Origin of the sequence: Flavobacterium sp. N502536 (genome assembly GCF_025947345.1) — a bacterium.
Lineage (GTDB): Bacteria > Bacteroidota > Bacteroidia > Flavobacteriales > Flavobacteriaceae > Flavobacterium.
Genome location: NZ_CP110011.1, coordinates 248,087 through 270,064 on the forward strand (window position 1 = coordinate 248,087; position 21,978 = coordinate 270,064).

The window sequence follows — 21,978 nt, forward strand, 5'->3', positions numbered from 1 at the left end:
ACAAAAAAAAGAAAGAAGAGAGACAACTTACTCCTTAAACTAAAATGAAAAAACGAATAACCTATCAAATTGATTCCTTTACCAAAGAAAAATTCAAAGGAAACCCGGCAGGAGTTGTGATAAATGCAGATGGAATGAGTGATTATGAAATGCAGCAAATTGCCAGGGAACTAAATAACTCAGAAACGGCATTTCTTTTCTCTCCCGATAGTCCCGACTGCGATGGAATTATACGCTATTTTACACCAAATACCGAAGTTCCCATCTGCGGGCACGCCACAATTGCAGCCATGTACGCAAAGGCAATCGAAGAAAAACTGAACTCCTGTATTCTAAGATACAAAACAAAAGTTGGTATTCTCCCATTTGAAATCATCCGAAAAAATGACGATTATCAAATTGTAATGACACAGGGAAGCTTCGAACTTAGTAAACCCTTTAATGCAACGATCACACAAAAAATGTTAACGGCCTTAGGAGTGGAACAAGCAGAAGTAGATGAAAGATGCCCGATTCAAATTGCCTCTACAGGTCATTCTAAAGTAATGATCGGAATCAAAAGCAGAACAAAATTAAACGCTTTAACTCCTAACTATACTGATTTAGCCAACTTAAGCCAAGAGATTAACTGCAACGGTTATTTTGTTTTTACATTTGATTCTGACGATACAGATGTTTTGACCTATGGCCGAATGTTTGCACCCGGAATTGGTATAAATGAAGATCCTGTTACCGGAAATGCAAACGGACCTTTGGGTGGTTATTTGATTCAAAACAAAATTGTTGCTTTCAGTGGTAACGAATTTCAGTTTAACGGAAGACAAGGAGAAAAAATAGACCGTCTTGGAGTCATACAGGTTAGAGTGACAATTGACGATAATCGCCCAAAATTAATTCAAATCAAAGGGGATGCCGTTGCTGTTTTTAGAACCGAGATCCTTCTTTAGAGGTAGTATTCAACTCCTTAATCCACTAAAAAAAGCACAATGGAAATAACTGCCTTCCGAAAAAGCGACTACGAACCTTTAAGAACTTTATTCTTAAAGGAGAGACGACGCACTTTTTCGTGGCACGATCCTTCTGAATTTCAATTGAAAGATTTTGACCGGGATACTAAAGGTGAGTTGATTTTAGTGGCGCGAGAAAACGAAGTTCCTGTTGGCTTTATTTCGATCTGGATGAAGGATTATTTTATTCATCATTTATATGTCGACGAGCAATATCAGGCCAAAGGCATAGGAACCGAATTATTGAAAGCGGCAATCAAAGTAACCAAACTGCCCCTCACTTTAAAATGTTTAGAAAACAACTCCAAAGCCGTTGCCTTCTATCTCAAAAAAGGCTTTTGGGCCACCGAAAGAGGACAATCAGAACATGGCCCTTATATTTTATTTGAATTGAATGGAAATATAAATTAAGAAGTAAGATATCAAAACTAAAACCTACCAAAAAAAAATGAATAACAAAGAATTACCATTAGACTATAAACAAATAATTGAAAATGCAAAATCCAAATCAAAGAAAAGATCCTACGACCTCGTATTTTGACAAATTAAAAGTTTTATCATCTTTAAATAATCTAGAATTCGATCATAGCTCTAAACTCAACAAACCCTAAAAATGACAGAAGATTTTATAACCTACAAAAGATTCAACAATATAAATTCAGCCGAAGAATTTGGGCAATTACTGAAGAAAGAAAAAATAGAATATGTTATTGAAAATAATTCTTTAAGCTTAGACGCAACGTTAACAGGAAATGCTTTCGGAAATGAATTTTGTGTAAAAATCGATAAAAGCCAATTGAAAGTAGTAGATGAGATATTGCTAAAAAAAGGTGAAGAGGACATTGAAGAAGTACCAAATGATTATTATTTGCTTAGTTTTTCAGATGACGAATTGATCGATGTTATTACCAAAAGCGATGAGTGGAATACATTTGATATAGCACTTTCTAAAAAATTACTAAAAGAAAAAGGAAAAGAAATTACTCCCGCAGATATTGAAGAAATAAAAAACAAAAGATTGGAACAATTAGCTAAACCAGAAAAAAGCCAAAAAACTTATATTATTGCCGGTTATATTTTCGCCATTCTGGGCGGATGGTTATCACTTTTTATTGGATGGCATTTACTGACCTACAAAAAAACATTACCAAATGGTGATAAAGTTTATGCTTATTCTGAAAATGACAGAAAACAAGGGAATAGAATTTTTATTCTTGGTATAGTGTTTTTAATAATCTGGCTTTTATATTGTTTTCTTAAATAATCTATTCATTTTCCAAAAAGAAACATGGAGCCTATATTTTATTTGAATTGAATGGAAATATAAATTAAGAAGTAAAACATCCGCATCAAATAGAAGCCTGCTAAAGAAATGAGTACCATCGCATTGCCTGTCGATCTTAAAAAAATAATCGATAACAAAAAAAAACAATTTTGGTAATTTAAAGATACAAGACAGCAACGCAACCATTTAACAAAATTTACATCTATTAATTAAACCAATGTAAATTTTAAACCAGTTAACATGAAAAATTATTTTCTACTACTTGTAATAATGATCTTTAGCTCTTGTAGCAGCGCTGATCCCGAAGTTACTCCACAAAAAACATTAGAGGGCAAATGGAGTTGGATTGGTTCCAGCGGCGGGATAGCCGGAACCTACGAGACGCCAGAATCAACAAACAAAGTAATTTATCTTGAATTTTCAGGAGCTACTTTTAAAAAATATATTAACGGAAAATTAGATATTGAGTCCGCATATACCATAAAAACTGAAAAATCAATTTTTGGTGGCGAAAGACCAATGATTGTAAGTAATGAGCCTTCGAAGAAATTTGTTGCCATGTCATTCGAATTTGACGGCACTAAACTATACCTATACGAAGAATGTTACGACTGCTACGGATCAGGTTACGTCCGCGCAAAGTAATAGTACAAACAACTAGGCCTTCCAAAAAAAAAAAATCCGCTCTTCAAAAAGATCTGAAGAGCGGAAATTAAAAATTAAAAAATGTTTTAGGGAACTAGAAAAAGGGCATTGCTGAATAACAAAATTCCATTTTCCCAAAAGCCTCTGAAAAGCGGATTATCCATCATATAAATTACCGTGCCGTCACCCCTTTTATCTACGGCAAAACTTACCGTTTCGTCCAGTTTTTTTCGGATGTCATTACCCACAAATCCGTAACTTAAATACCCTTTTGGGATATACGCCACATTAATCGCTTTTTTGAGTAACGAGAACGATCTTTCGTTGCTTTTAAGACTGAAATAGGTATTTCCTAATCCGAAAGCCATTGGATAGGTTTTGTCGAGTTTATTCTCGATTATTGCTCCGGGAATCGAACCCGAAATTCCTCTTCGTTCCGAACCTTCAAAATCCAGAAAACGCTTTTTAAGCTCAAGCTCTTTCTCTTCTTTTTCCGATTTCTCTTTGTCTTCTTTACTTGCAAACTGACTCAAAGCATAACCGTCGCGATCCTGAAATACTGAAATTGCATTGGCCATGGCGATAACTTTTCCACCATTTTTTACCCATTCATCGATTTGTTTTTTCTGGTCTTCGGCCAATTCATAACTTCCGTCTGACAGTATCAAAGTGTTGTAATTGTATAATTTAACGCGGTTCAGATTGGCCGTCTCTACTATACTCACCGGATAAGCAACCGTTTCATCGAGATAAAACCAGGTCGCACCAAACTCTGTTGAAACCACCCCTTTTCCGGATAGCATTAATATTTTTGGAGCTTTAAGCAAAGTAAAATTCTCTCCTCCAATATCTTTCGAATTTGTCGAAAATCCTGTGCTTATAAAACTAAAATCGGTTTTGATTTTAATAATCGCACTCACCGTTTTTTCAAAATCAGTTAGTTTTGGATTATCGGCTCTACTTATAATTAATCCGCCTGGTTCAACGGTAACCGTTCCGAAAACCGCTTTTTTCATGGCCGATCGTACTTTTATTCCCGCCTGATGCAATAAGGAAACTACCTGCGCCGAAGTCCTGTTATTCCACGGTACATAAAAAGCATATACCGATTCCGGGATGTTTTTAGTCGCGGTCTCCACTTTATTCTTTGTTTTGATCGGAAGACTATTTTTAACCGCATACCCTTCAACACCATACGCCAAAGGCAAAGCCCAGGCTGTAATATCATACGACAAACTATCGTTTAATTTTTGATTGGGTTCAAACAATACCTGTGTTAAAACCGATCTCGGCTGGTCGGCTTTAATGATTAAATCGTTGGGTTCTATTTTAAAACTCTCGTCTTTCTTGGTTTGATAATGAAATCCCGAGGCATTCGTGGAGGCATCAGCATAACTAAATTCAACATTGTTTTTTTGAAGCAATTCTGTCAACTGCTCCAGTTTAGGATTGCTTTTCAACACATAAGTATTGTAAACACCTTTGGCTTTTTTACGGGCATTGATATGAAAATCTCTAAACCCTTTAAGCAATACTTCTTTTTGCGAAGCGGCACTTTCTACCACGGTCAAAACTGCAGTTGCATGATGGGTTAGTCGGTCTTTTATCGTAACATTTGCACCATTTTCCATGGTTATTTCACGCCCTGCGCCTATCCCGCCTTTTTCCAGCGTTAGACCAACCGCACCATTGTACGTGGGATAAGTGTCTCCGTAACTCGGATAAAACAAATCAAATCGCTCTCTGGTATTGTACATCCAGTTTTGCTTGTCAAATTTCTGCGAAATATTTTTCCCCAAAACCGTATAAAAATCCTTCTGATATTGTTCGATAAATTCATGCAAAGGTTCTGCAGCCGGAGGAAAAAAGTAGGCTGAATTGTAACTCATTTCATGTACATCGGTGTGTACCTGCGGCATCCACTGGTTGTACAGTTTAATACGCTGTTGGGATTCGGTTTGTGTTTGCCAGGCCCAATCGCGGTTCAAATCAAAAAGATAGTGGTTGTATCTTCCGCCCGGCCAAACTTCCATATGTTCTCTGTCGTACAAACCCGGATGTGTTTTTTTACCCGAAATCTCTCTTAGCCAGTTTCCGTATCTTGAATAGCCATCGGGATTAATGCAGGGATCAAGAATGACAATGGTATTTTTGAGCCATTGTTTAGTGGTTTCATTTGACGGATTCAACAGCTCGTAGGCCACGGTTAAAGCGCTTTCGGTTCCGGCAAATTCATTTCCGTGAACATTAAAACTCAACCAGACGATAATTTTATCATCGGTCCCGCTACTTTTTTGATCCGATAATCCGATTGCCGCTAAATTATTGTTTCTGATTTGTTCCAGATTGGCCAAGTTTTCGGGCGTCGAAATATAATACACATTCAGATCTCGCTGCTCGTTGGTTGCCCCGTACTTCTGCTTTTTGATCGATTGGGATTGTTCCGTCAGGTACTTAAAATAATCTTCGACCTGATGGTAATAACTAATTTGTTTTCCGTAATTCGGAATAAATTCTGAAGGCGTTTTTAATTGCGCCAAAGCAGTAAAAGAAATGGTTAACAGCAGAACTGTTACAAAGAATAGTTTCTTCATAATTAATTTTAATTTGGATAGTTTTTCAAAAGTAAGAATTAACTTAGTTATTTTTCAAAAATCACAAGGAATATTATCATTTTAAATTCTTCCTGCTAGTTATTTAAAACATATAAATGCATCAATTTTTAAAACCATAAATAAAGACATTTCACTTGTAATAAGCAACATAACATTATAGGAGAGAAGTTTACTTGTCTTACACCTTCTCTTCTGTACAAAACAAGCTCTGTTTTACTTCCATCAGACATTAATTTGTATTTTTGACCTTTTGACACGGACTATTAAAATAAAAAAAACTCAATACTATAGTATGGAAGAAGCAGCAATTGAAAAATCAGTTTTTGAAGAAATACCAACAGAAAAAATTTATACCGACAACGCCATTCGTGTTGGCACTTTTTTAGGAGGACCTTTGGTTGCCGGTTATTTTTTAGCAGAGAATTTTAAAGTTTTTGGTGAGTCAGCCAAAGCCAAAAAAACCTGGATTATAACCATACTTACCACTATTTTGATCTTTGCCCTGATATTCTTAATTCCGGAACCCATCAGTGCTAAGATTCCAAATATCGTTTTCCCTTTAATTTATATGGGAATCGCCACTTATTTCACCAAAGAATATCAGGAAAAACAAATTAGCAAACACCTCGAAAATGGTGGCGAACATTTTGCCTGGCCAAGAACCATTTTTATTTCGGTAATTGGTATTTTGGTTCTTCTGGGAGGGATATTCGGTATTGCCTTTTTAACCGAAACAGCAAACGGTGGTCTCACAGAGTCAACTAAAAAATATGGCGTTATGAATCATGAAATTGCTTATCAAAGCAATATTAATGAAAACGAAGCGGATAAAATTGCTGAAGCGCTTCAAAAAACAACTTTTTTTGATGACGCCATAACCAAGTATGTCTATCTGGAAAAAATCAATAACAACTACGAAATATCCATTTCCTGTAACGAATCGGTTAAAGATGATCCATCAGCCTTTGAGCCTTTTGTACAACTGAGAAACGATATGCAAAAATATTTCCCACATGATAAAATCATTCTGAAACTTGTGGTAAATGATCTTGATAATGTGGTCAGGAGAATTGAGTAAATCCAAAATCCAACAGTCTAACAATCTAATTATCTAATTATCTTGTCCGATTCACCCCTCATTTTTGTCTCTTAACAGCCCTAACACATTGATTTTTAAACCGTAAATTTGTGTTACAACTTTTTAAAACCAAACAAAATGAGTGCAACAAATTTTACCACAACTATACTAGTAGATCAGTCACCACAAGAAGTTTTTAAGGCTGTTACAAATGTCCGCGGCTGGTGGTCGGAAGAAATCGAAGGGAATACAGCTCAAATAAACGATGAGTTTGACTATCATTACGAAGACATTCATCGCTGCAAAGTAAAACTAATAGAAGTGATTCCGAATCAGAAAATTGTCTGGCTGGTAGAGAACAACTATTTCAAATTTACAAAAGATGAAACGGAATGGACCAATACCCGCCCTACTTTTGAGATTTCAGAAAAAAACGGAAAAACCGAACTTCGTTTTACCCATGTAGGTTTGGTACCCGACTACGAATGTTTTGAAATTTGCAGAGGTGCCTGGACCAATTACATCGGGAATAGTCTGCTTAAACTAATTACTACCGGAAAAGGAGAACCTAACGCAACCGGAAAGCCTCAGACCGAAAACGAGAAAAAACTATCTGAAAAACCATAGATTGCTCTTTCTCGCTCATTTTTTAACTTTAAAAATAAAAGTCCGACGCATTATTTAATTACGATACCAGCTATAATTTTCATAAATTCGTAGTACTAAAACTATGACTATGAATCCTATTTTAAGAAATACAATAGCCGTTATAATTGGTCTTTTTGTTGGAAGTATTGTCAATATGGCTATCATTCTGATGAGCAGCTCTATCATTCCGGCTCCCAATGGCGCTGATGTTACCACTATCGAAGGCCTAAAAGCTACGATGCATTTATTTGAACCGAAACATTTTCTGTTTCCGTTTCTGGCGCATGCCATCGGAACATTTGCAGGTGCGGGAACAACGGCTTTAATTGCCATCAGTCATAAAACAAAACTTGGACTGGTTATAGGCGCTTTCTTTTTATTGGGCGGAATTATAAATGTGTGCTCCCTGCCTTCACCGGTTTGGTTTAATATCACAGACCTATTATTTGCCTATATACCGGCAGCTTATCTGGCTACGAAATTGGTGGTAAAAGAAAAGTCTTAAAATCTGTTTTATTTGCCAATAAGGCTAACAAAAAAATGTTTTAACACATAGAAACATAGATTCTTAGGTGTAAAAAAGAAAACAAAATGTATCGTTCCGCTAGAACTTATACTGATGACGCTTTTTTTCAACGGATTAAAATCCGTTGCTATAAAATTTGTCGTTCCTTCGGAACTAAATTATGCAGCTGTTTTTGTTGTTAACGAACCATAATTCATGAGTATAAATTAGCATAGAACAATTAAAAGTCGCTATAAAATTTGTAGTTCCATCGGAACTAAATTATGCGGCTGTTTTTGTCGTTGACGTGCCGTAATCCATGCGCATAAATTAGATAGAACAATAAAAATATGGTAGGATCATTATAATCGATTTTCGTAAAATAAACGTTAAAGCTGTAAAAGAGCCATTGGCTCGAATAATATTGTAACAACGGATTTTAATCCGTCGTAGAAAATAAACACCATAATAAAAAGAGCCATAGGCTCGGCCCATATTCTTTTCGGGATTAATATAACCCGTTGAGCATTATTAACAAAAATGTTTTAACACATATAAACATAGATTTTTAGATAAAAAAAAAGAAAGCAAAGAGAAATATATTTCTTTCACATTAGGGCAATCAGGTGCACTTAAATAAAGCAAAATATATCGTTCCGCTGGAACTTATACTGATGACGCTTTTTTTTCAACGGATTAAAATCCGTTGCTATAAAATTGTCGTTCCTTCGGAGCTAAATTATGCAGCTGTTTTTGTTGTTAACGAACCATAATTCATACGCATAAATTAGATAGAACCATAAAAGTATCGTAGATTCAGTATAATCCATTTTCGTAAAATAAGCGTTAAAGTTGTAAAAGAGCCATTGGCTCGAATGATATTGTAACAACGGATTTTAATCCGTTGTAGAAAATAGACACCATAATAAAAAGAGCCATAGGCTCGGCCCATATTTTTTCGGGATTAATATAACCCGTTGAGCATCATTAACAAAAACGATTTAACACATAGAAACACAATTTTTAAGGTGCAAAAAAGAAAGCAAAGAGAAATATATTTCTTTCGCATAGGAAAACTATGTGTACTAAAATAAAGTGAAACGTCTTTTTATGCGCACAGTATCTATGTCTCTATGTGTTAAAACAATTAAGCACAACAGCTTAACCGACAATTTTACTAATTAGGAAGGCTTGTTTTTTCTTCCAAAATCATAAAGTTCTGCTTTATAAATGCCCCTCAAAACAATGAAAAAAATAGGCCTTGTAGGCGGAATCAGCTGGGTTTCTACCATAGATTATTACAAATTAATTAACGAAGGTGTTAATAAAAAACTTGGCGGACTACAATTTGCCGAATGTCTTATATATTCTTTGAATTTTGGTGATGTTCAGGAAAAAACCTGGGCTCATTCTTATGAGCTTCTGTTGAATGCCTGCTTAAATTTGAAGAAAAGCGGTGTTGACGCTATCGTATTGTGCGCAAACACAGCACATATGTTTGCCAATGAAATTGAAAAAGAAATTGCATTACCGCTGATTCACATCGGGACCGAGACTGCCAGAGTTATATCAAAAGAAAAAATCACAACAATTGGACTTTTAGGAACCTCATTTTCGATGGAAATGGATTTTTATAAAGATCGTCTGAAAAGTTTTGGGTTAAACGTGCTTATTCCCGAGCAACAGGAAACCCGAAATTACATTCAGCATGTTCTCAAAGAAGAACTCGGAAGAGGTATTATCAACCCCGACTCCAAACAGAATTATATCAATATTGCAAACGAACTCATTTCGCGAGGCGCGGAAGGCATCATTCTGGGCTGTACCGAAATTCCATTGCTCCTGAATCAGTCTGACTTTTCTGTTCCTATTTTTGATACCACAAAAATACATTCTGAAGCCATTGTCGACTTTATATTGTCTTAAGATCAAAGACATGCCCGCAGGACTTCCATTAATAATTTCATAATTCTTTTTATTACAGGAACTTATTTTCATAACTTAGTTAGCTATTAAATTCCAAAACCATGAGTAAGACTAAGAAAGAAATCGCCCGCGACTTTTTAAAACTTGCCGCAAACGGGCATTCGCACGAAGCTTTTCGTCTTCATGTTGGCGAAAATTTCAAACATCACAATGCCTATTTTAAAGGAGATGCCGATACTTTGATGCTCGCAATGGAAGAATCGACCCGAAAAAACCCTAATAAAACCTTTACCATTCACCATATACTCGAAGATCAAAATCTGGTTGCTGTGCATTCGCATTTAAAACAGACTCCCACTGATATCGGTTTTGTAGTGATACACATTCTTCGGTTTGAATCGGACAAAATTGTAGAGCTTTGGGACTTAGGGCAGTCCATTCCAACCGAAATAGTGAATGAAAACGGCATGTTTTAATTGCAATTGATTACAGAGACAGAAAACACAACACCAAACCACTAAAAAACATTAATGAATACGATTCGAAAAATTTCAACACTACTCTGTTTTCTATTTCTATTTTCAAACTGCAATTTGGTCGCGCAGAAAAAAGACAAGCTCTCATCTCAAATTGACAGTATTCTTAAAAATGCTTCTCCCGTTTTTAATGGAGTCGTTCTGATTTCAAAAAAGGGAAAAACAATCTATTCGAAAGCACAGGGTTTTGAAAATTTTGAAACCAAAAGGCCTTTAACCATCAACAGTCACTTTGAAATTATGTCGAACGGCAAACAAATTACGGCCGTTTTGATTTTACTCGAAGTTGAAAAAGGAAAAATAAACCTGAATGATCCAATCAAAAAATACCTGCCGGACTTAACCCAATCCTGGGCCGACTCCGTAACCGTTCAGCAGCTGTTAAACCACAGTCACGGCATTACAAGTTTGCAAAAACCTCTGGCTTTTCCTCCCGGAACTGATTTTAAGTATGGAGATCTCAGTTTTAGTCTGCTTGGTAAAATTGTGGCAAACACCACTAAAAAAAGTTATTCCGAAAATGCGAATTTGCTTTTCAAAAAACTAAAGATGAAAAATACTTTTGTCTACGATGCTGCTAAAAATCAAAATATAGTGTCGGGATATATAAATAAAAACGGCGTTTTTGAATTGGCAAAAAATTCTAAAATCACCCCTGAAAGCTTAGGTGCTGATGGGATTGTCTCCACGGTAAACGATCTGGACCTTTGGAACGAAAATCTTCATAAAGGGAAAATTCTCCGACCGAAAACGTATCAGTTAATGATTACTTCAAAGATTACTTCACAGCATAATTTCTTCGGGAAAGAAAAAGAAGGATATGGTTCCGGGATACGCATTATCCAAAAAGAAACCGTAAAATATTTAGGGCACACTGGTTTAGGGGATGGTTTTTCTTCCGTAAATTTGTACTTCCCCGAATCTGAAACAACTGTCATTATTCTAGAAAATCAAATGAATACAGAGCCTAATTTGTTTTATGCATCTGAATTCAAAATCAAAAATGCAGTCTTAAACAGTAATTTATTAAATCCATAAAAATGGCAAAAAATAAAACTACAGCAACCGAAAGCAGTGTCGTTGATTTTGTAAATGCGATTGATGACGAAGTTAAAAGAAATGATGCTTTTGAACTCATTAAAATCATGCAGAACATAAGTGGTTTTGAAGCCAAAATGTGGGGACCAAGCATTATTGGCTTTGGCAGTTATCATTACAAATATGCCAGCGGTCACGAAGGCGATGCTCCTCTTGCAGGATTCTCCCCAAGAAAAGCCGCAATCTCGCTCTATGTTTATCTATCGGATAAAAAACGAGAAGAACTTCTTTCAAAATTAGGAAAACACACGGCTGCAAAAGCTTGTATTTATATCAAAAAACTAAGCGATGTTGATCTCGAAATTGTTAAAGAAATGATTAAAATATCGCTTGAACTGACACTAAAACTTTATCCACCACAGCAAAAATGATCACACCCATACTTATTGTACTTCTCGTTTTAGCCATTACGCTTTACTTTTTTCTACAGCATCCAAAATTTGGAAAAGCCCCCTCAGGAGAACGATTGGCACTGATTCAGAAATCGCCTCAGTATAAAAACGGTAAATTTGAAAATCAGAATTTTACACCGGAACTTGCAGAAGGTTACGGATACTCGAAAGTACTTTATGATTTTTTCTTCAAGAAAGTAGACCGAAAAATTCCGTCCGACTTCATACCGTCAGTCAAAACCAATTTATTGACACTCGCTCCTGAAAAAGATGCGCTGGTTTGGTTTGGGCATTCTTCCTATTTTATTCAGCTTGAAGGAAAACGTTTTTTAATCGACCCTGTTTTTAGCGGAAACGCCTCCCCGATTCCCGGCACCACAAAAGCATTTAAAGGAACCGATATTTACACGGTCGATGATCTTCCTGAAATTGATTATTTACTGATCACACACGATCATTACGATCATCTGGATTATGATACCATCCTGCAATTAAAACCTAAGACAAAAAAAGTAATTTGCTCCCTTGGCGTGGGGTCACACTTTGAGTTTTGGGGATTTCCAAAGGAAAACATCATCGAAAAAGACTGGTTTGAAAAAGTCGAACTCGATCAGAATTTAACGCTTTATACCACTCCTTCAAGGCATTTTTCGGGCAGAAGTTTTAAGCGCTGTAACACGCTTTGGAGTTCGTTTGTTTTAGAAGCCAGAGATTTTAAAATGTATTTGGGCGGTGACAGTGGTTATGATACACACTTTAAAGAAATTGGGACTCAATTTGGTCCTTTCGACCTTGCCCTTATCGACAACGGTCAATACAATCCGGCCTGGAAGTACATTCATAATTTACCCGAAGATGTAATCAAAGCCATGCAGGATCTGAAGGCAAAAAGAGTATTTCCGGTACATTCGGCTAAATTCTCACTCGCCCTTCATTCTTGGGATGAGCCTTTAAAAAAAGTGACCGAATTAAACGATTTATCTGCGAATCCAATTCCATTAATTACTCCAATGATTGGAGAATTAGTCGATTTAAAAAATGGAAAACAGCCCTTCCAGCAATGGTGGAAAGGGATCCACTAAACCCATACTTAGCATTAATACCCTAAAAAGAATGACTCCATCCACTTATACCATCCGAAATGCTTTTTCTTCAGAATTTGAAGAAATTGGAAAATTACTTATCAGCGTTTATTCGCAATTGGAGGGGTTCCCTAAAGAAAATGAACAGCCTAATTATTATAAAATGCTGGCCAATATTGGTGATTTTACCCATTACCCCCAAACAGAACTTTTAGTTGCGGTTGATGAAAACAACACCCTCTTTGGTGCAGTAATTTACTTTAACGACATGCAATACTATGGCTCTGGTGGCATTGCTACTCAGGAACAAAACTCAGCCGGATTTCGATTGCTGGGAGTCGCCACAACTGCAAGAGGAAAAGGCATTGGTAAACTTTTAACGCAGGAATGCATTGAGAAAGCAGCCCTTAACAAACGCGGGCAAGTGATCATTCACTCTACTTTAGCCATGAAAACAGCCTGGGAAATGTATGAGAAATTGGGTTTCAAAAGATCCGAAGATTTAGATTTTATGCAGGGAGAACTGGCTGTATTTGGCTTTCGCCTGCCCCTTCTTTCCTAAAACTATTGTGTAACTAAAAAAACAACTCAAAATGAATACCGCTCTATTAAACCTACAGCCTGAAATTTTAGAAGATGACTTAACCCAATTAATTCCGCTGCAGGAAAGTGATTTTGAAAAACTCTATCAAGTGGCTTCAGATCCTTTGATTTGGGAACAGCATCCGAATAAAAACCGCTATGAAAAAGAAGTCTTTCAAAATTTCTTTGAAGGTGCCATGGAAAGCAAAGGAGCTTTTTTAATACTGGATAAAACGACAGGCGAAATAGCCGGAAGTACCCGATTTTATGAATATGACCCCGAAAATAAAACTGTTTTTATCGGCTATACCTTTTACGGAAGAAAATTCTGGGGCACCGGATTTAACGCACAGGTGAAGAAAATGATGCTGAATTATGCTTTTAAAGCGGTTGATAAAGTTCAATTTCACATTGGAGCAGAAAACTACCGTTCGCAAAAAGCCATAGAAAAATTGGGCGCTGTAAAAGTGGAAGAATTAGAAGTTGCCTATTATAATGAACCTTCCCGACATAATTTTGTTTACGAAATAAAAAAATAATGAAAAGAATAACTGTTTTCTGCGGTTCGAGTTTTGGAACCGATGAAATTTACAAAGAACAGGCAACCCTGCTCGGAAAAACTTTAGCCAAACAAGAGATAGAACTGGTTTATGGCGGAGCAAATCTGGGGTTAATGGGTGCTGTGGCCGATGGTGTTTTAAACGAAGGCGGAAGAGCGATTGGTGTCCTGCCTAATTTTTTAAGATCGAAAGAAATTGCACATTTAGGTCTGACCGACTTGATTGTAGTAGAAAGCATGCACGAAAGAAAGACCAAAATGAACGATTTATGCGACGGCGTTATTGCTTTACCGGGCGGCTTTGGAACCCTTGAGGAACTTTTTGAAATGCTTACCTGGGGACAATTGGGGTTGCACAAAAAACCAATCGCCATCCTGAACATCAATGGTTTTTATGATTCGCTGATTGAATTAACGAAAGTTATGGTAGAGAAAGGTTTGCTAAAAGCTGTCAATCAACAAATGCTGCTGGTAAGTGATAACATCGAGGATTTACTAACTCAAATGAAAAATTACATCCCGCCAACCACCGGGAAATGGATTGATAAAACACAATCCTAGCGTTTTTGCTTTTTCTTTCTCCAAAAAGCCTGAAGAATATTTCAAAAAAAATCTTTTCAGACAAATTATAGTGCTTTTCGAACAAGTATCAGATAATCAATCTTTTTAATTTTACCCTATGAACTAAAACACAACATCATGGATACTTTTATTACAGATACTAAAACCGTTACACTACTGCTGGCCACCTTATTTACAGGCCTTTTAGCCGGTATATTTTTTACCTGGGGCAACGCTGTGACGCCGGGAATTGGAAAACTTGATGACATCGGTTATCTCAGGGCTTTTCAGAACATGAATCGTGCGATCCAAAATCCTTTATTTTTTCTGGTTCTTTTTGGCCCGTTATTGTTTTCTTTTGCAGCTGCTTATGGTTATAAATCAGATACTATTCTTTTAAAACTGACGCTGACTGCTGCCCTTATCTATTTCGCCGGTGTTATTCTTGTGACCATTATCGGAAACGTCCCTCTTAATAAAATTCTTGACAAAGCAGATCTGCTTCATATTTCAATCGAGCAGGCAGCCCTTTTAAGAAGTAAATTTGAAGCAAAATGGAACAATCTTCACCTTATCCGAATCATTGCTTCCTTAATTTCTTTTTCACTTTTGATCATTAGCTGCTTGCTAAAAAACAATACCGTTCGTTAACGATAAAGCAAACCATAAATTTTATAAATTAGAAGTCAAGAAAAAATGAAGTTGAAAATTCTAAATTTCAGCTTTCACAAACTCATTCCACATCTAACATTTTACATCTAACACAAAAAATGAAAACAGAAAACAACCACTTCTCAAAAGCCGAAATGCTAATAAGAAAACCTGTTTCAGAAGTTTTTCAGGCTTTTATCGATCCGGAAATTACCAGTAAATTTTGGTTTACAAAAGGCTCCGGAAAACTAGTGCAAGACACCACAACTGAATGGACCTGGGAAATGTATGATTTTTCACTAACCGTAACCACTCATGTTTTAGAGGAGAATAAAAAAATCGAAATCGAATGGGGAAACGGTAACGAAACCACTATCGTAGAATGGATATTCAGTCCGTTAAACGATAATGAAACCTTTGTCAGCATTACAAATTCAGGTTTAAAAGGAGATTCCGATAAAATCATCGATCAGGTTCGAAATTCAACTGAAGGTTTTACATTAGTTTTGGCCGGTGCAAAAGCGTACTTAGAACATAATATCCAACTGAATTTAGTTTTGGACCGATTTCCTAAAGGATTGGAATAAAAGTCTTCTTTTAGTAAAATTCCAAAAATGAAATTCCAAAAACTCAAAACCCAAATTCCAAATTCCAAATTCCAAAACTTGAAACCTGAAACTTGAAACTTGAAACTTGAAACCAAAACTCAAATTCCAAATTCCAAAACTCATAACTCATAACTCAGAGCCTATGGAAACCAAGAAACCCGAAAACATCGATGCTTATATTGGCGGTTTTCCGAATGAGGTGCAGGAGGTTCTGGAAAAGATTCGAATGACCATTCAGGAAGCAGCTCCCGATGCCAAAGAAAAAATAAGTTATGCCATGCCGGCTTTTGAACAAAACGGAATCGTAGTGTATTTTGCTGCGTTCAAAAATCATATCGGACTTTATGCTTTGCCCAGCGGACATGCTGCTTTTAACGAAGAATTATCCAAATACAAATCCGGAAAAGGTTCGGTACAATTTCCGTTGAATGAGCCTATGCCTTATGATTTGATTGCCAAAATTGTAAAATTCAGGGTGAAAGAAAATCTCGAAAAAGTAAAAAAGAAATAACGCGGCGCAAACCTGTCCAATTACCTTTTACTTATTAAACTTCCCAAAATGCCACAAAACACCCGAAGGGTCGTGCAGGAAACATTCGCTTCCCCAGTCTAAATGGACGGTCGGGGTTAATTTTACACCGTATTTTTCAGTTAAATTAAGTGCTAACAGCTGATTATAATAGTAATCAACATCTTCCACTTCCAAAAAAATCATGGTGTTTTCATTCCAGCTTTTATCGTAATAATCCTGAAGATAAAAGGCTAAATCACCAATTTTAAAAACAGAAAACTTAGGGTCTAAAACGCCTTCCTCAAAACCTAAATCCCGATAAAAACTTCTGGAAATTTCAAAATCTTTGGCTCCGATAAAAGGACGAATGGATGTTGCTTTGTGATTCATTTTGCTAAATTTTATAAATGAAATTATAATTTTTGACGAAATAAGTTTAAGAAAACCATTCAATTTTATGGTCCAGACGAACGAGAAAGTCTGTAAATGATTTCCCTATTTCAGTATTGTATTTGCTATTCAAATCCATAAAAGGCGAAAGAATTATTTTTACCTGATCAAATTGATCTATTTCAATCCCAATAAATTCTCCGCTTCCGTTGGAGCCAATTCCAATCGTTCCGGTCATTTTTTCAACTATATGGTAACCTTTGTTGGTTTCGATAATTTCTTCTAAACTCCAAAGGTTTATAAATTCCACACCAATAAATTGATCAATCCCAAAATAGTTTTTAAGATAAAAGACATAATCTTCCGGAAGTTTTAAATTGGCATAAAACTCAACATCATCAATTTTAACATGACTAGCTGTATCTCTCTTCGGAAAACTATATTTTGCAATTATTTTTTCTAAGTCCTCCATAAGCCAAATTTTCTTTTATAAAACTATATTGTTCTAATCAATCAAGAAGAATTTATTTTAACTCCCCAGTTTTAAACCGGGGTTCTATTTATCAAAACCAAGCTGTTTGCGCAAATCCAGATTTAAATTGTATTGTTCCTGAATTGAAATGACTTTTCGCGAAGTTTTATTGATATCGCTTCCTGCCTTCGTCCAAAGAAAAGGGTAAAAATTAAAAACGTCGTCTCCTTTTATTTTCGAAACTTCTTCTCTCCATCCTTCCCATCTGCTCCCCGAATAAAACTTATCGAGGTCGTTGTTAAAACAGAATTCTAAAAACTCCGAGTACGTAACATCCAGCTGTTCGTATTCAAGACTATCCGGAGAAAAGTAATAAATTTTACCTAAATCACTTCCCAGTCCACCACCATTCAACAAATAAAAACCTCCAATTGCATCATCGGCGATTAACAAAAAACCGGGGTTTTCTCCAAATTCTTTAAAGGATTTACCCTGATTCCAATCGGGAAGACTACGGTTGAATTTTGAACTTCCTGATCCCAGAATCCGAATCCAGCCGTCATCGATCAAAAGTCCACCAGTCATAAAAACAATTGCTCCCATTGGCGAGCGTGTCGTTACCTGCGTTTTATACAAGGCATCCTTTGCTTTTAGTGCATCGACAGGCAAAATCTCTACTTTATTTTTTGCCTTTTTAATCCCTGCTTCTACTATCGCCCAGCCGGGTTCTTTTTTATCTATAAGTTCTTCTGTAGTTTTCATTTTGTTTTGTGCACCTGCAAAAAAAGTGATCAAAATCACCGTAGTCATTAACAGTTTTTGTGTCATTACTTCAATAGCTATATACTTACTTTATCTCTTATCCTTTCTTCAGAATATTCCCCAAACCACGGCCAATTTGCTCAATGGCTTCAAGACCTTTGGTTAATGGTGTTGCGGTGAAATCTTCATACGCATCCATGGCAGTCTCCTTACGATCGTCTTGTGCATAAACCAAAATCAGATTGTTATCGCTGAATGATTTTTCAAATTTCTGCGGCAATTTATCAAAAATCGATTGGTACGACACAGATCCTTTTCTGGACAAATTGAAAACGATCAGATCGGTCGGTTTAATTTCATCCGAGATCGATTCAAAATCTTCCCAGTTCAAAATACTTTTAAAACCTAATTTGGCATTTAACTTCAATTTGGTTGCAATCTGCAAAATGGCCTCATGCGTTTTGTATTCGGAATAAATGACAATCGGAATGCTTAGTTCCTGCGACAATCTGGAAATCTTCTGCAAAAGCAGGTGAAATCCAACCCCTCTTTCGGAAAAAGGCGGACAGATGAAAACCAGTCTTTTTTCTTCAATAAAGGTCTTTTGAAACCTGCAGATAAACAAACACTTATCTACATTGTTGATAATCGAATCTACATTTTCTCCGAAAATTTTATCAAGAAAACCGGTTTTTCTTGGCCAGCCTACTATCACGATATCCGACATGATTTCTTTGGAAGTTCTTGCAATTCCACTTGCCGGATTGTGGTCAATTCGGGCAATGGTGTTGATTTTTACTTCGGAAGCCGAGCCCTGAATCACAAATTTATCAACTGCTTTTCGGTAGTTTAAGATATTAATTTCCGCCTGATCATTATTCGGAACAATCGTTAACAGCGTCACCGGATTAGACGATTTTTTATCTTTTATCAAAAGTGCAAAATCTAACAAACTGGCTGTAGCTGACGTTTTGGCTAAAGGAATTAAAATATGCTCGTCTAAAATCTGATCGCCGTTGGCATCTTCATTTGAAACTTCTTCTTCGCAAATAGCAATCTTTTTAGCCGCTTTTTCTGTGGCAAAAGAGGCCACAATACACGTAATCAGGATTAAAATAATGGTCCCGTTTAGTATGTTTTCGTCTAATATTTTTGCTTTAAATCCAACCAGAATAACGGCCAGAGTTGCTGCGGCATGCGCACTACTCAATCCAAAAATAAGCTGTCTTTCGGTTTTGGTATATCTAAAAACGATTTGTGTAAAAAAAGCAGCAATCCATTTTCCAAAAATAGCAACAACACTCAGTGTTCCGGCTACAATCAGAGCCGTTGGTCCGCTCAGGATCACGCTGATGTCTACCAGCATCCCCACTGAGATCAGGAAAAACGGAATGAACAAGGCATTTCCTATAAATTCAATTCTGTTCATTAAAGCTGACGAATGCGGAATTAAAGGGTTTAGAGCTAAACCGGCAACGAATGCTCCTATGATTGGCTCTACCCCAGCTACTTCTGCCAAAAACGCTGCAAAAAACACCACTGAAAGCACAAAAATATAATGGGCGTGTTTTTCACTTTCTAATTTTTTAAAGAACCATTTTGCTATTCTCGGAATAACCAAAAACATGATGGCCGAGAAAATGGCTAATGAAACCGTTAGTTTGATCCAGAAAGCCTGATTTAAATTTCCCTGACTGCTTCCCATAATCACTGCCAGAATAATTAAAACGGCCGTATCGGTCAAAATAGTTCCGCCAACCGTAATAGCTACTGCCTGATTCTTTGCGATTCCCAGTTTGCTCACAATCGGATAGGCTACCAAAGTGTGGGTCGCAAACATACTTGCGGTTAAAAAACTTGCGTTAAAATCGTAATTCAGCAGGTAAAAACAAACCGGAAACCCGATCGTTAATGGAAAAATAAAGGTGAAAAAGCCAAACAATAAACTCTTATTTCTATTGGCTTTAAACTCGTTCATGTCCAATTCCAGACCAGCAATAAACATGATATATAAAAGTCCGATTGTAGAAAATAAATCAACGGCCGAGTTTTTTGCCAGAATATTCAATCCGTGAGGTCCAATAATTACTCCTGAAATGATAAGCCCGATAATTCCGGGAATGTTTATTTTTTTGAGTAAAATAGGTGACAAGAGAATGATGAAAAGTATCAAAGAAAAAATCAATACTGGATTGCTGAGTGGTAATTCGAATTCTTGTAAAAAATGCCTGAAAAATTCTATCATAATGTAATTTTATCTTCTTTAAACTTTTTTAGTTTTTCGCAAATAAAACGCTAAAACCAAACTAAAATCTCAGAAGTTATTATTTGCCGATTCTTCGAAAAGCTATAAAAACGGCTTCTTTAGTGATTGTTTCATTACAAAAATACCTAAAAAAAACGCGAACTTTCTATGAAAATACCATATTAAGCAATTAATTTTGTTTCGTTGCCAAATTATTAATATTTAATATTTATTTTAACAAAACGGCAACATTAACTATAGAAAATTAAGCGACATTGCATTATTCAATTATCTTTGTCTTAATAAAAATTGCACAATGGAAGAATGTATCTCAGTTTTTGATATGCTTAAAATTGGCGTTGGTCCCTCAAGTTCACATACTTTAGGGCCATGGAGAGCCGCAGAACGTTTTTTGGAAGAGCTGAAAGACGAATCAATTTTAGACCAGATTAAACGTGTAAAAGTCGATTTATACGGATCACTTTCCTTAACCGGAAAAGGTCATGCTACCGATTTATCGGTGATGCTGGGATTAAGCGGGCAAGACCCCGAATACATTCCGGTGGAAAATATTGCCGGAATTATAAAAAACATTGAAGAGCAAAACGAAATTATTCTGGCTAATGAATATAAAGTTCCGTTCTACTTTCTTCAGGACATTGTATTCAATAAAGACTTCCTTCCTTTTCATGCCAACGGATTAAAGTTCACGGCTTATAAAGCCGACGATTCTGAATATGAATCTACTTTTTATTCGATTGGAGGAGGATTTGTTGTTAAAGAGGAACGTACAAATGCCAAAATCAAGGAGGTCATCAAATGCGCCTTCCCTTTCCCGATTCAAAATGCTGTTGAGCTTTTAAATTATACGGTTACCGAAAACAAATCGATTTCTGAGATTGTTTACGAAAACGAAAAATCAATGCGTCCTGAGCCCGAAATTCACTCCGAATTAATGCGCATCTGGCATACCATGTTAGAGTGTATGTACATTGGCTGCCATTCTGAAGGAATTCTGCCAGGCGGTCTAAATGTTCGCAGACGTGCTTTTGACATGCATCAGAATTTAATCGGACTGTCTAACTATTCCGATCCGCAAAGCTGGCTGGAAGAAATTAGAAAAACCGAAGTGAAATTCCGTCAGATCTTAAAATGGGTAAGCTGTTTTGCACTAGCTGTAAATGAAGTGAATGCTTCTTTGGGCCGTGTAGTTACTGCACCTACCAATGGAAGTGCTGGTGTAATTCCGGCCGTTTTAATGTATTATCTGGTAATTGAAAACCATGATGCAGGCGAAAAAGAAATCAAACAATTCCTAATGGTTGCCGGAGAAATTGGAAGTATTTTCAAAAAAGGATCAACCATATCAGCAGCAATGGGAGGCTGTCAGGCAGAGATTGGCGTTTCGTCATCGATGGCCGCAGCAGCACTTTGCGAATTAATGGGCGGATCTCCTGCTCAGGTTTTAATGGCTGCCGAAATTGCAATGGAACATCACTTAGGATTAACCTGTGACCCTATTGGTGGTTTGGTTCAGATTCCATGTATCGAAAGAAATACAATGGGAGCCATAAAAGCCATTAATGCTGCCGAACTGGCCCTTGAAACCGATTCTAAAAACGCAAAAGTGCCTTTAGATAAAGTGATCAACACCATGTGGCAAACAGCTAAAGACATGAATTCTAAATACAAAGAAACCTCTGAAGGCGGATTGGCAATTGCCGTAAACATGGCGGATTGCTAAACTATTTGCTTCATATATTACAGCCACAGATTAAAAGGATCAACACAGATTAGATATTTCTTTAATCTGTAATTAA

The 21,978-nt window shown here is 36.5% G+C and carries 24 protein-coding genes; 19 read left to right on the forward strand and 5 right to left on the reverse strand.

Annotation, left to right across the window (positions count from 1 at the left end):
- Positions 1-44: 44 nt before the first annotated feature.
- The 4 genes from OLM61_RS01065 (at position 45) to OLM61_RS01080 (ending at position 2,937) form a co-directional block, all read left to right on the forward strand.
- Positions 45-947: a PhzF family isomerase gene (locus OLM61_RS01065; protein ID WP_264524689.1), complete on the forward strand. Its 903-nt coding sequence runs from the start codon at positions 45-47 to the stop codon at positions 945-947.
- 39 nt (positions 948-986) lie between these two features.
- Complete coding sequence (locus OLM61_RS01070) at positions 987-1,418, forward strand: GNAT family N-acetyltransferase (RefSeq protein ID WP_264524690.1); 432 nt, start codon at positions 987-989, stop codon at positions 1,416-1,418.
- A gap of 202 nt (positions 1,419-1,620) precedes the next feature.
- A complete protein-coding gene (locus OLM61_RS01075) occupies positions 1,621-2,271 on the forward strand; it encodes a hypothetical protein (protein WP_264524691.1) in 651 nt (216 codons plus the stop codon).
- Between the two features lie 261 nt (positions 2,272-2,532).
- Entirely contained in the window at positions 2,533-2,937 is a 405-nt protein-coding gene (locus OLM61_RS01080; RefSeq protein ID WP_264524692.1) for a hypothetical protein, read from the forward strand.
- 86 nt (positions 2,938-3,023) lie between these two features.
- Here the strand turns inward: OLM61_RS01080 and OLM61_RS01085 are convergent, their stop codons facing one another.
- Positions 3,024-5,531 (reverse strand): M14 family zinc carboxypeptidase, encoded by a 2,508-nt coding sequence (locus OLM61_RS01085; RefSeq protein ID WP_264524693.1) that lies wholly within the window; start codon positions 5,529-5,531, stop codon positions 3,024-3,026.
- Between the two features lie 313 nt (positions 5,532-5,844).
- Between OLM61_RS01085 and OLM61_RS01090 the strand changes: the two genes are divergently transcribed.
- From OLM61_RS01090 to OLM61_RS01155, 14 genes are all read left to right on the forward strand, one after another.
- Complete coding sequence (locus OLM61_RS01090; RefSeq protein WP_264524694.1) at positions 5,845-6,630, forward strand: hypothetical protein; 786 nt, start codon at positions 5,845-5,847, stop codon at positions 6,628-6,630.
- A gap of 138 nt (positions 6,631-6,768) precedes the next feature.
- Positions 6,769-7,257, forward strand: coding sequence for an SRPBCC family protein (locus OLM61_RS01095; protein ID WP_264524695.1), 489 nt, complete (start codon positions 6,769-6,771; stop codon positions 7,255-7,257).
- 109 nt (positions 7,258-7,366) lie between these two features.
- Complete coding sequence (locus OLM61_RS01100; RefSeq protein WP_264524696.1) at positions 7,367-7,783, forward strand: hypothetical protein; 417 nt, start codon at positions 7,367-7,369, stop codon at positions 7,781-7,783.
- 1,245 nt (positions 7,784-9,028) lie between these two features.
- Positions 9,029-9,709, forward strand: a complete 681-nt coding sequence (locus OLM61_RS01105) for an aspartate/glutamate racemase family protein (protein WP_264524697.1) — start codon at positions 9,029-9,031, stop codon at positions 9,707-9,709.
- A gap of 101 nt (positions 9,710-9,810) precedes the next feature.
- On the forward strand, positions 9,811-10,185 hold the full coding sequence (locus OLM61_RS01110) for an ester cyclase (protein WP_264524698.1): 375 nt from the start codon (positions 9,811-9,813) through the stop codon (positions 10,183-10,185).
- 54 nt (positions 10,186-10,239) lie between these two features.
- A complete protein-coding gene (locus OLM61_RS01115) occupies positions 10,240-11,283 on the forward strand; it encodes a serine hydrolase domain-containing protein (RefSeq protein WP_264524699.1) in 1,044 nt (347 codons plus the stop codon).
- Between the two features lie 2 nt (positions 11,284-11,285).
- On the forward strand, positions 11,286-11,714 hold the full coding sequence (locus tag OLM61_RS01120) for a DUF1801 domain-containing protein (protein WP_264524700.1): 429 nt from the start codon (positions 11,286-11,288) through the stop codon (positions 11,712-11,714).
- Positions 11,711-12,817 carry an MBL fold metallo-hydrolase gene (locus OLM61_RS01125; RefSeq protein ID WP_264524701.1) on the forward strand — a complete coding sequence of 369 codons (1,107 nt, stop codon included), beginning with the start codon at positions 11,711-11,713 and terminating at the stop codon, positions 12,815-12,817. Before OLM61_RS01120 ends, OLM61_RS01125 begins: the two co-directional genes overlap by 4 nt.
- A complete protein-coding gene (locus OLM61_RS01130) occupies positions 12,774-13,379 on the forward strand; it encodes a GNAT family N-acetyltransferase (RefSeq protein ID WP_264524702.1) in 606 nt (201 codons plus the stop codon). Before OLM61_RS01125 ends, OLM61_RS01130 begins: the two co-directional genes overlap by 44 nt.
- 31 nt (positions 13,380-13,410) lie before the next feature.
- Positions 13,411-13,938, forward strand: a complete 528-nt coding sequence (locus tag OLM61_RS01135) for a GNAT family N-acetyltransferase (RefSeq protein ID WP_264524703.1) — start codon at positions 13,411-13,413, stop codon at positions 13,936-13,938.
- Positions 13,938-14,519, forward strand: a complete 582-nt coding sequence (locus tag OLM61_RS01140) for a TIGR00730 family Rossman fold protein (protein ID WP_264524704.1) — start codon at positions 13,938-13,940, stop codon at positions 14,517-14,519. The genes OLM61_RS01135 and OLM61_RS01140 overlap by 1 nt, the downstream gene beginning before the upstream one ends.
- A gap of 138 nt (positions 14,520-14,657) precedes the next feature.
- Entirely contained in the window at positions 14,658-15,170 is a 513-nt protein-coding gene (locus OLM61_RS01145) for a DUF1772 domain-containing protein (protein ID WP_264524705.1), read from the forward strand.
- A 119-nt stretch (positions 15,171-15,289) separates the two neighbouring features.
- A complete protein-coding gene (locus tag OLM61_RS01150) occupies positions 15,290-15,757 on the forward strand; it encodes an SRPBCC family protein (RefSeq protein WP_264524706.1) in 468 nt (155 codons plus the stop codon).
- A gap of 163 nt (positions 15,758-15,920) precedes the next feature.
- Positions 15,921-16,289: an iron chaperone gene (locus tag OLM61_RS01155; protein ID WP_264524707.1), complete on the forward strand. Its 369-nt coding sequence runs from the start codon at positions 15,921-15,923 to the stop codon at positions 16,287-16,289.
- A 27-nt stretch (positions 16,290-16,316) separates the two neighbouring features.
- On the opposite strand, the gene OLM61_RS01160 is transcribed toward OLM61_RS01155, so the two are convergent.
- From OLM61_RS01160 to OLM61_RS01175, 4 genes are all read right to left on the reverse strand, one after another.
- On the reverse strand, positions 16,317-16,679 hold the full coding sequence (locus OLM61_RS01160; protein ID WP_264524708.1) for a VOC family protein: 363 nt from the start codon (positions 16,677-16,679) through the stop codon (positions 16,317-16,319).
- Positions 16,680-16,725: 46 nt separating this feature from the next.
- Positions 16,726-17,151: an SMI1/KNR4 family protein gene (locus tag OLM61_RS01165; RefSeq protein WP_264524709.1), complete on the reverse strand. Its 426-nt coding sequence runs from the start codon at positions 17,149-17,151 to the stop codon at positions 16,726-16,728.
- Positions 17,152-17,235: 84 nt separating this feature from the next.
- Positions 17,236-17,979, reverse strand: a complete 744-nt coding sequence (locus OLM61_RS01170) for a DUF2625 domain-containing protein (RefSeq protein ID WP_264524710.1) — start codon at positions 17,977-17,979, stop codon at positions 17,236-17,238.
- Between the two features lie 31 nt (positions 17,980-18,010).
- Positions 18,011-20,158: a cation:proton antiporter gene (locus OLM61_RS01175; RefSeq protein ID WP_264524711.1), complete on the reverse strand. Its 2,148-nt coding sequence runs from the start codon at positions 20,156-20,158 to the stop codon at positions 18,011-18,013.
- Between the two features lie 316 nt (positions 20,159-20,474).
- Between OLM61_RS01175 and OLM61_RS01180 the strand changes: the two genes are divergently transcribed.
- On the forward strand, positions 20,475-21,902 hold the full coding sequence (locus tag OLM61_RS01180) for an L-serine ammonia-lyase (protein ID WP_264524712.1): 1,428 nt from the start codon (positions 20,475-20,477) through the stop codon (positions 21,900-21,902).
- The last annotated feature ends 76 nt before the right edge of the window (positions 21,903-21,978 follow it).

Bases quoted from the DNA above. Each gene is read 5' to 3' on its own strand.
- OLM61_RS01065 (WP_264524689.1), top strand. From the start codon at position 45: ATGAAAAAACGAATAACCTATCAAATTGATTCCTTTACCAAAGAAAAA.
- OLM61_RS01070 (WP_264524690.1), top strand. From the start codon at position 987: ATGGAAATAACTGCCTTCCGAAAAAGCGACTACGAACCTTTAAGAACT.
- OLM61_RS01075 (WP_264524691.1), top strand. From the start codon at position 1,621: ATGACAGAAGATTTTATAACCTACAAAAGATTCAACAATATAAATTCA.
- OLM61_RS01080 (WP_264524692.1), top strand. From the start codon at position 2,533: ATGAAAAATTATTTTCTACTACTTGTAATAATGATCTTTAGCTCTTGT.
- OLM61_RS01085 (WP_264524693.1), bottom strand. From the start codon at position 5,531: ATGAAGAAACTATTCTTTGTAACAGTTCTGCTGTTAACCATTTCTTTT.
- OLM61_RS01090 (WP_264524694.1), top strand. From the start codon at position 5,845: ATGGAAGAAGCAGCAATTGAAAAATCAGTTTTTGAAGAAATACCAACA.
- OLM61_RS01095 (WP_264524695.1), top strand. From the start codon at position 6,769: ATGAGTGCAACAAATTTTACCACAACTATACTAGTAGATCAGTCACCA.
- OLM61_RS01100 (WP_264524696.1), top strand. From the start codon at position 7,367: ATGAATCCTATTTTAAGAAATACAATAGCCGTTATAATTGGTCTTTTT.
- OLM61_RS01105 (WP_264524697.1), top strand. From the start codon at position 9,029: ATGAAAAAAATAGGCCTTGTAGGCGGAATCAGCTGGGTTTCTACCATA.
- OLM61_RS01110 (WP_264524698.1), top strand. From the start codon at position 9,811: ATGAGTAAGACTAAGAAAGAAATCGCCCGCGACTTTTTAAAACTTGCC.
- OLM61_RS01115 (WP_264524699.1), top strand. From the start codon at position 10,240: ATGAATACGATTCGAAAAATTTCAACACTACTCTGTTTTCTATTTCTA.
- OLM61_RS01120 (WP_264524700.1), top strand. From the start codon at position 11,286: ATGGCAAAAAATAAAACTACAGCAACCGAAAGCAGTGTCGTTGATTTT.
- OLM61_RS01125 (WP_264524701.1), top strand. From the start codon at position 11,711: ATGATCACACCCATACTTATTGTACTTCTCGTTTTAGCCATTACGCTT.
- OLM61_RS01130 (WP_264524702.1), top strand. From the start codon at position 12,774: ATGGAAAACAGCCCTTCCAGCAATGGTGGAAAGGGATCCACTAAACCC.
- OLM61_RS01135 (WP_264524703.1), top strand. From the start codon at position 13,411: ATGAATACCGCTCTATTAAACCTACAGCCTGAAATTTTAGAAGATGAC.
- OLM61_RS01140 (WP_264524704.1), top strand. From the start codon at position 13,938: ATGAAAAGAATAACTGTTTTCTGCGGTTCGAGTTTTGGAACCGATGAA.
- OLM61_RS01145 (WP_264524705.1), top strand. From the start codon at position 14,658: ATGGATACTTTTATTACAGATACTAAAACCGTTACACTACTGCTGGCC.
- OLM61_RS01150 (WP_264524706.1), top strand. From the start codon at position 15,290: ATGAAAACAGAAAACAACCACTTCTCAAAAGCCGAAATGCTAATAAGA.
- OLM61_RS01155 (WP_264524707.1), top strand. From the start codon at position 15,921: ATGGAAACCAAGAAACCCGAAAACATCGATGCTTATATTGGCGGTTTT.
- OLM61_RS01160 (WP_264524708.1), bottom strand. From the start codon at position 16,679: ATGAATCACAAAGCAACATCCATTCGTCCTTTTATCGGAGCCAAAGAT.
- OLM61_RS01165 (WP_264524709.1), bottom strand. From the start codon at position 17,151: ATGGAGGACTTAGAAAAAATAATTGCAAAATATAGTTTTCCGAAGAGA.
- OLM61_RS01170 (WP_264524710.1), bottom strand. From the start codon at position 17,979: ATGACACAAAAACTGTTAATGACTACGGTGATTTTGATCACTTTTTTT.
- OLM61_RS01175 (WP_264524711.1), bottom strand. From the start codon at position 20,158: ATGATAGAATTTTTCAGGCATTTTTTACAAGAATTCGAATTACCACTC.
- OLM61_RS01180 (WP_264524712.1), top strand. From the start codon at position 20,475: ATGGAAGAATGTATCTCAGTTTTTGATATGCTTAAAATTGGCGTTGGT.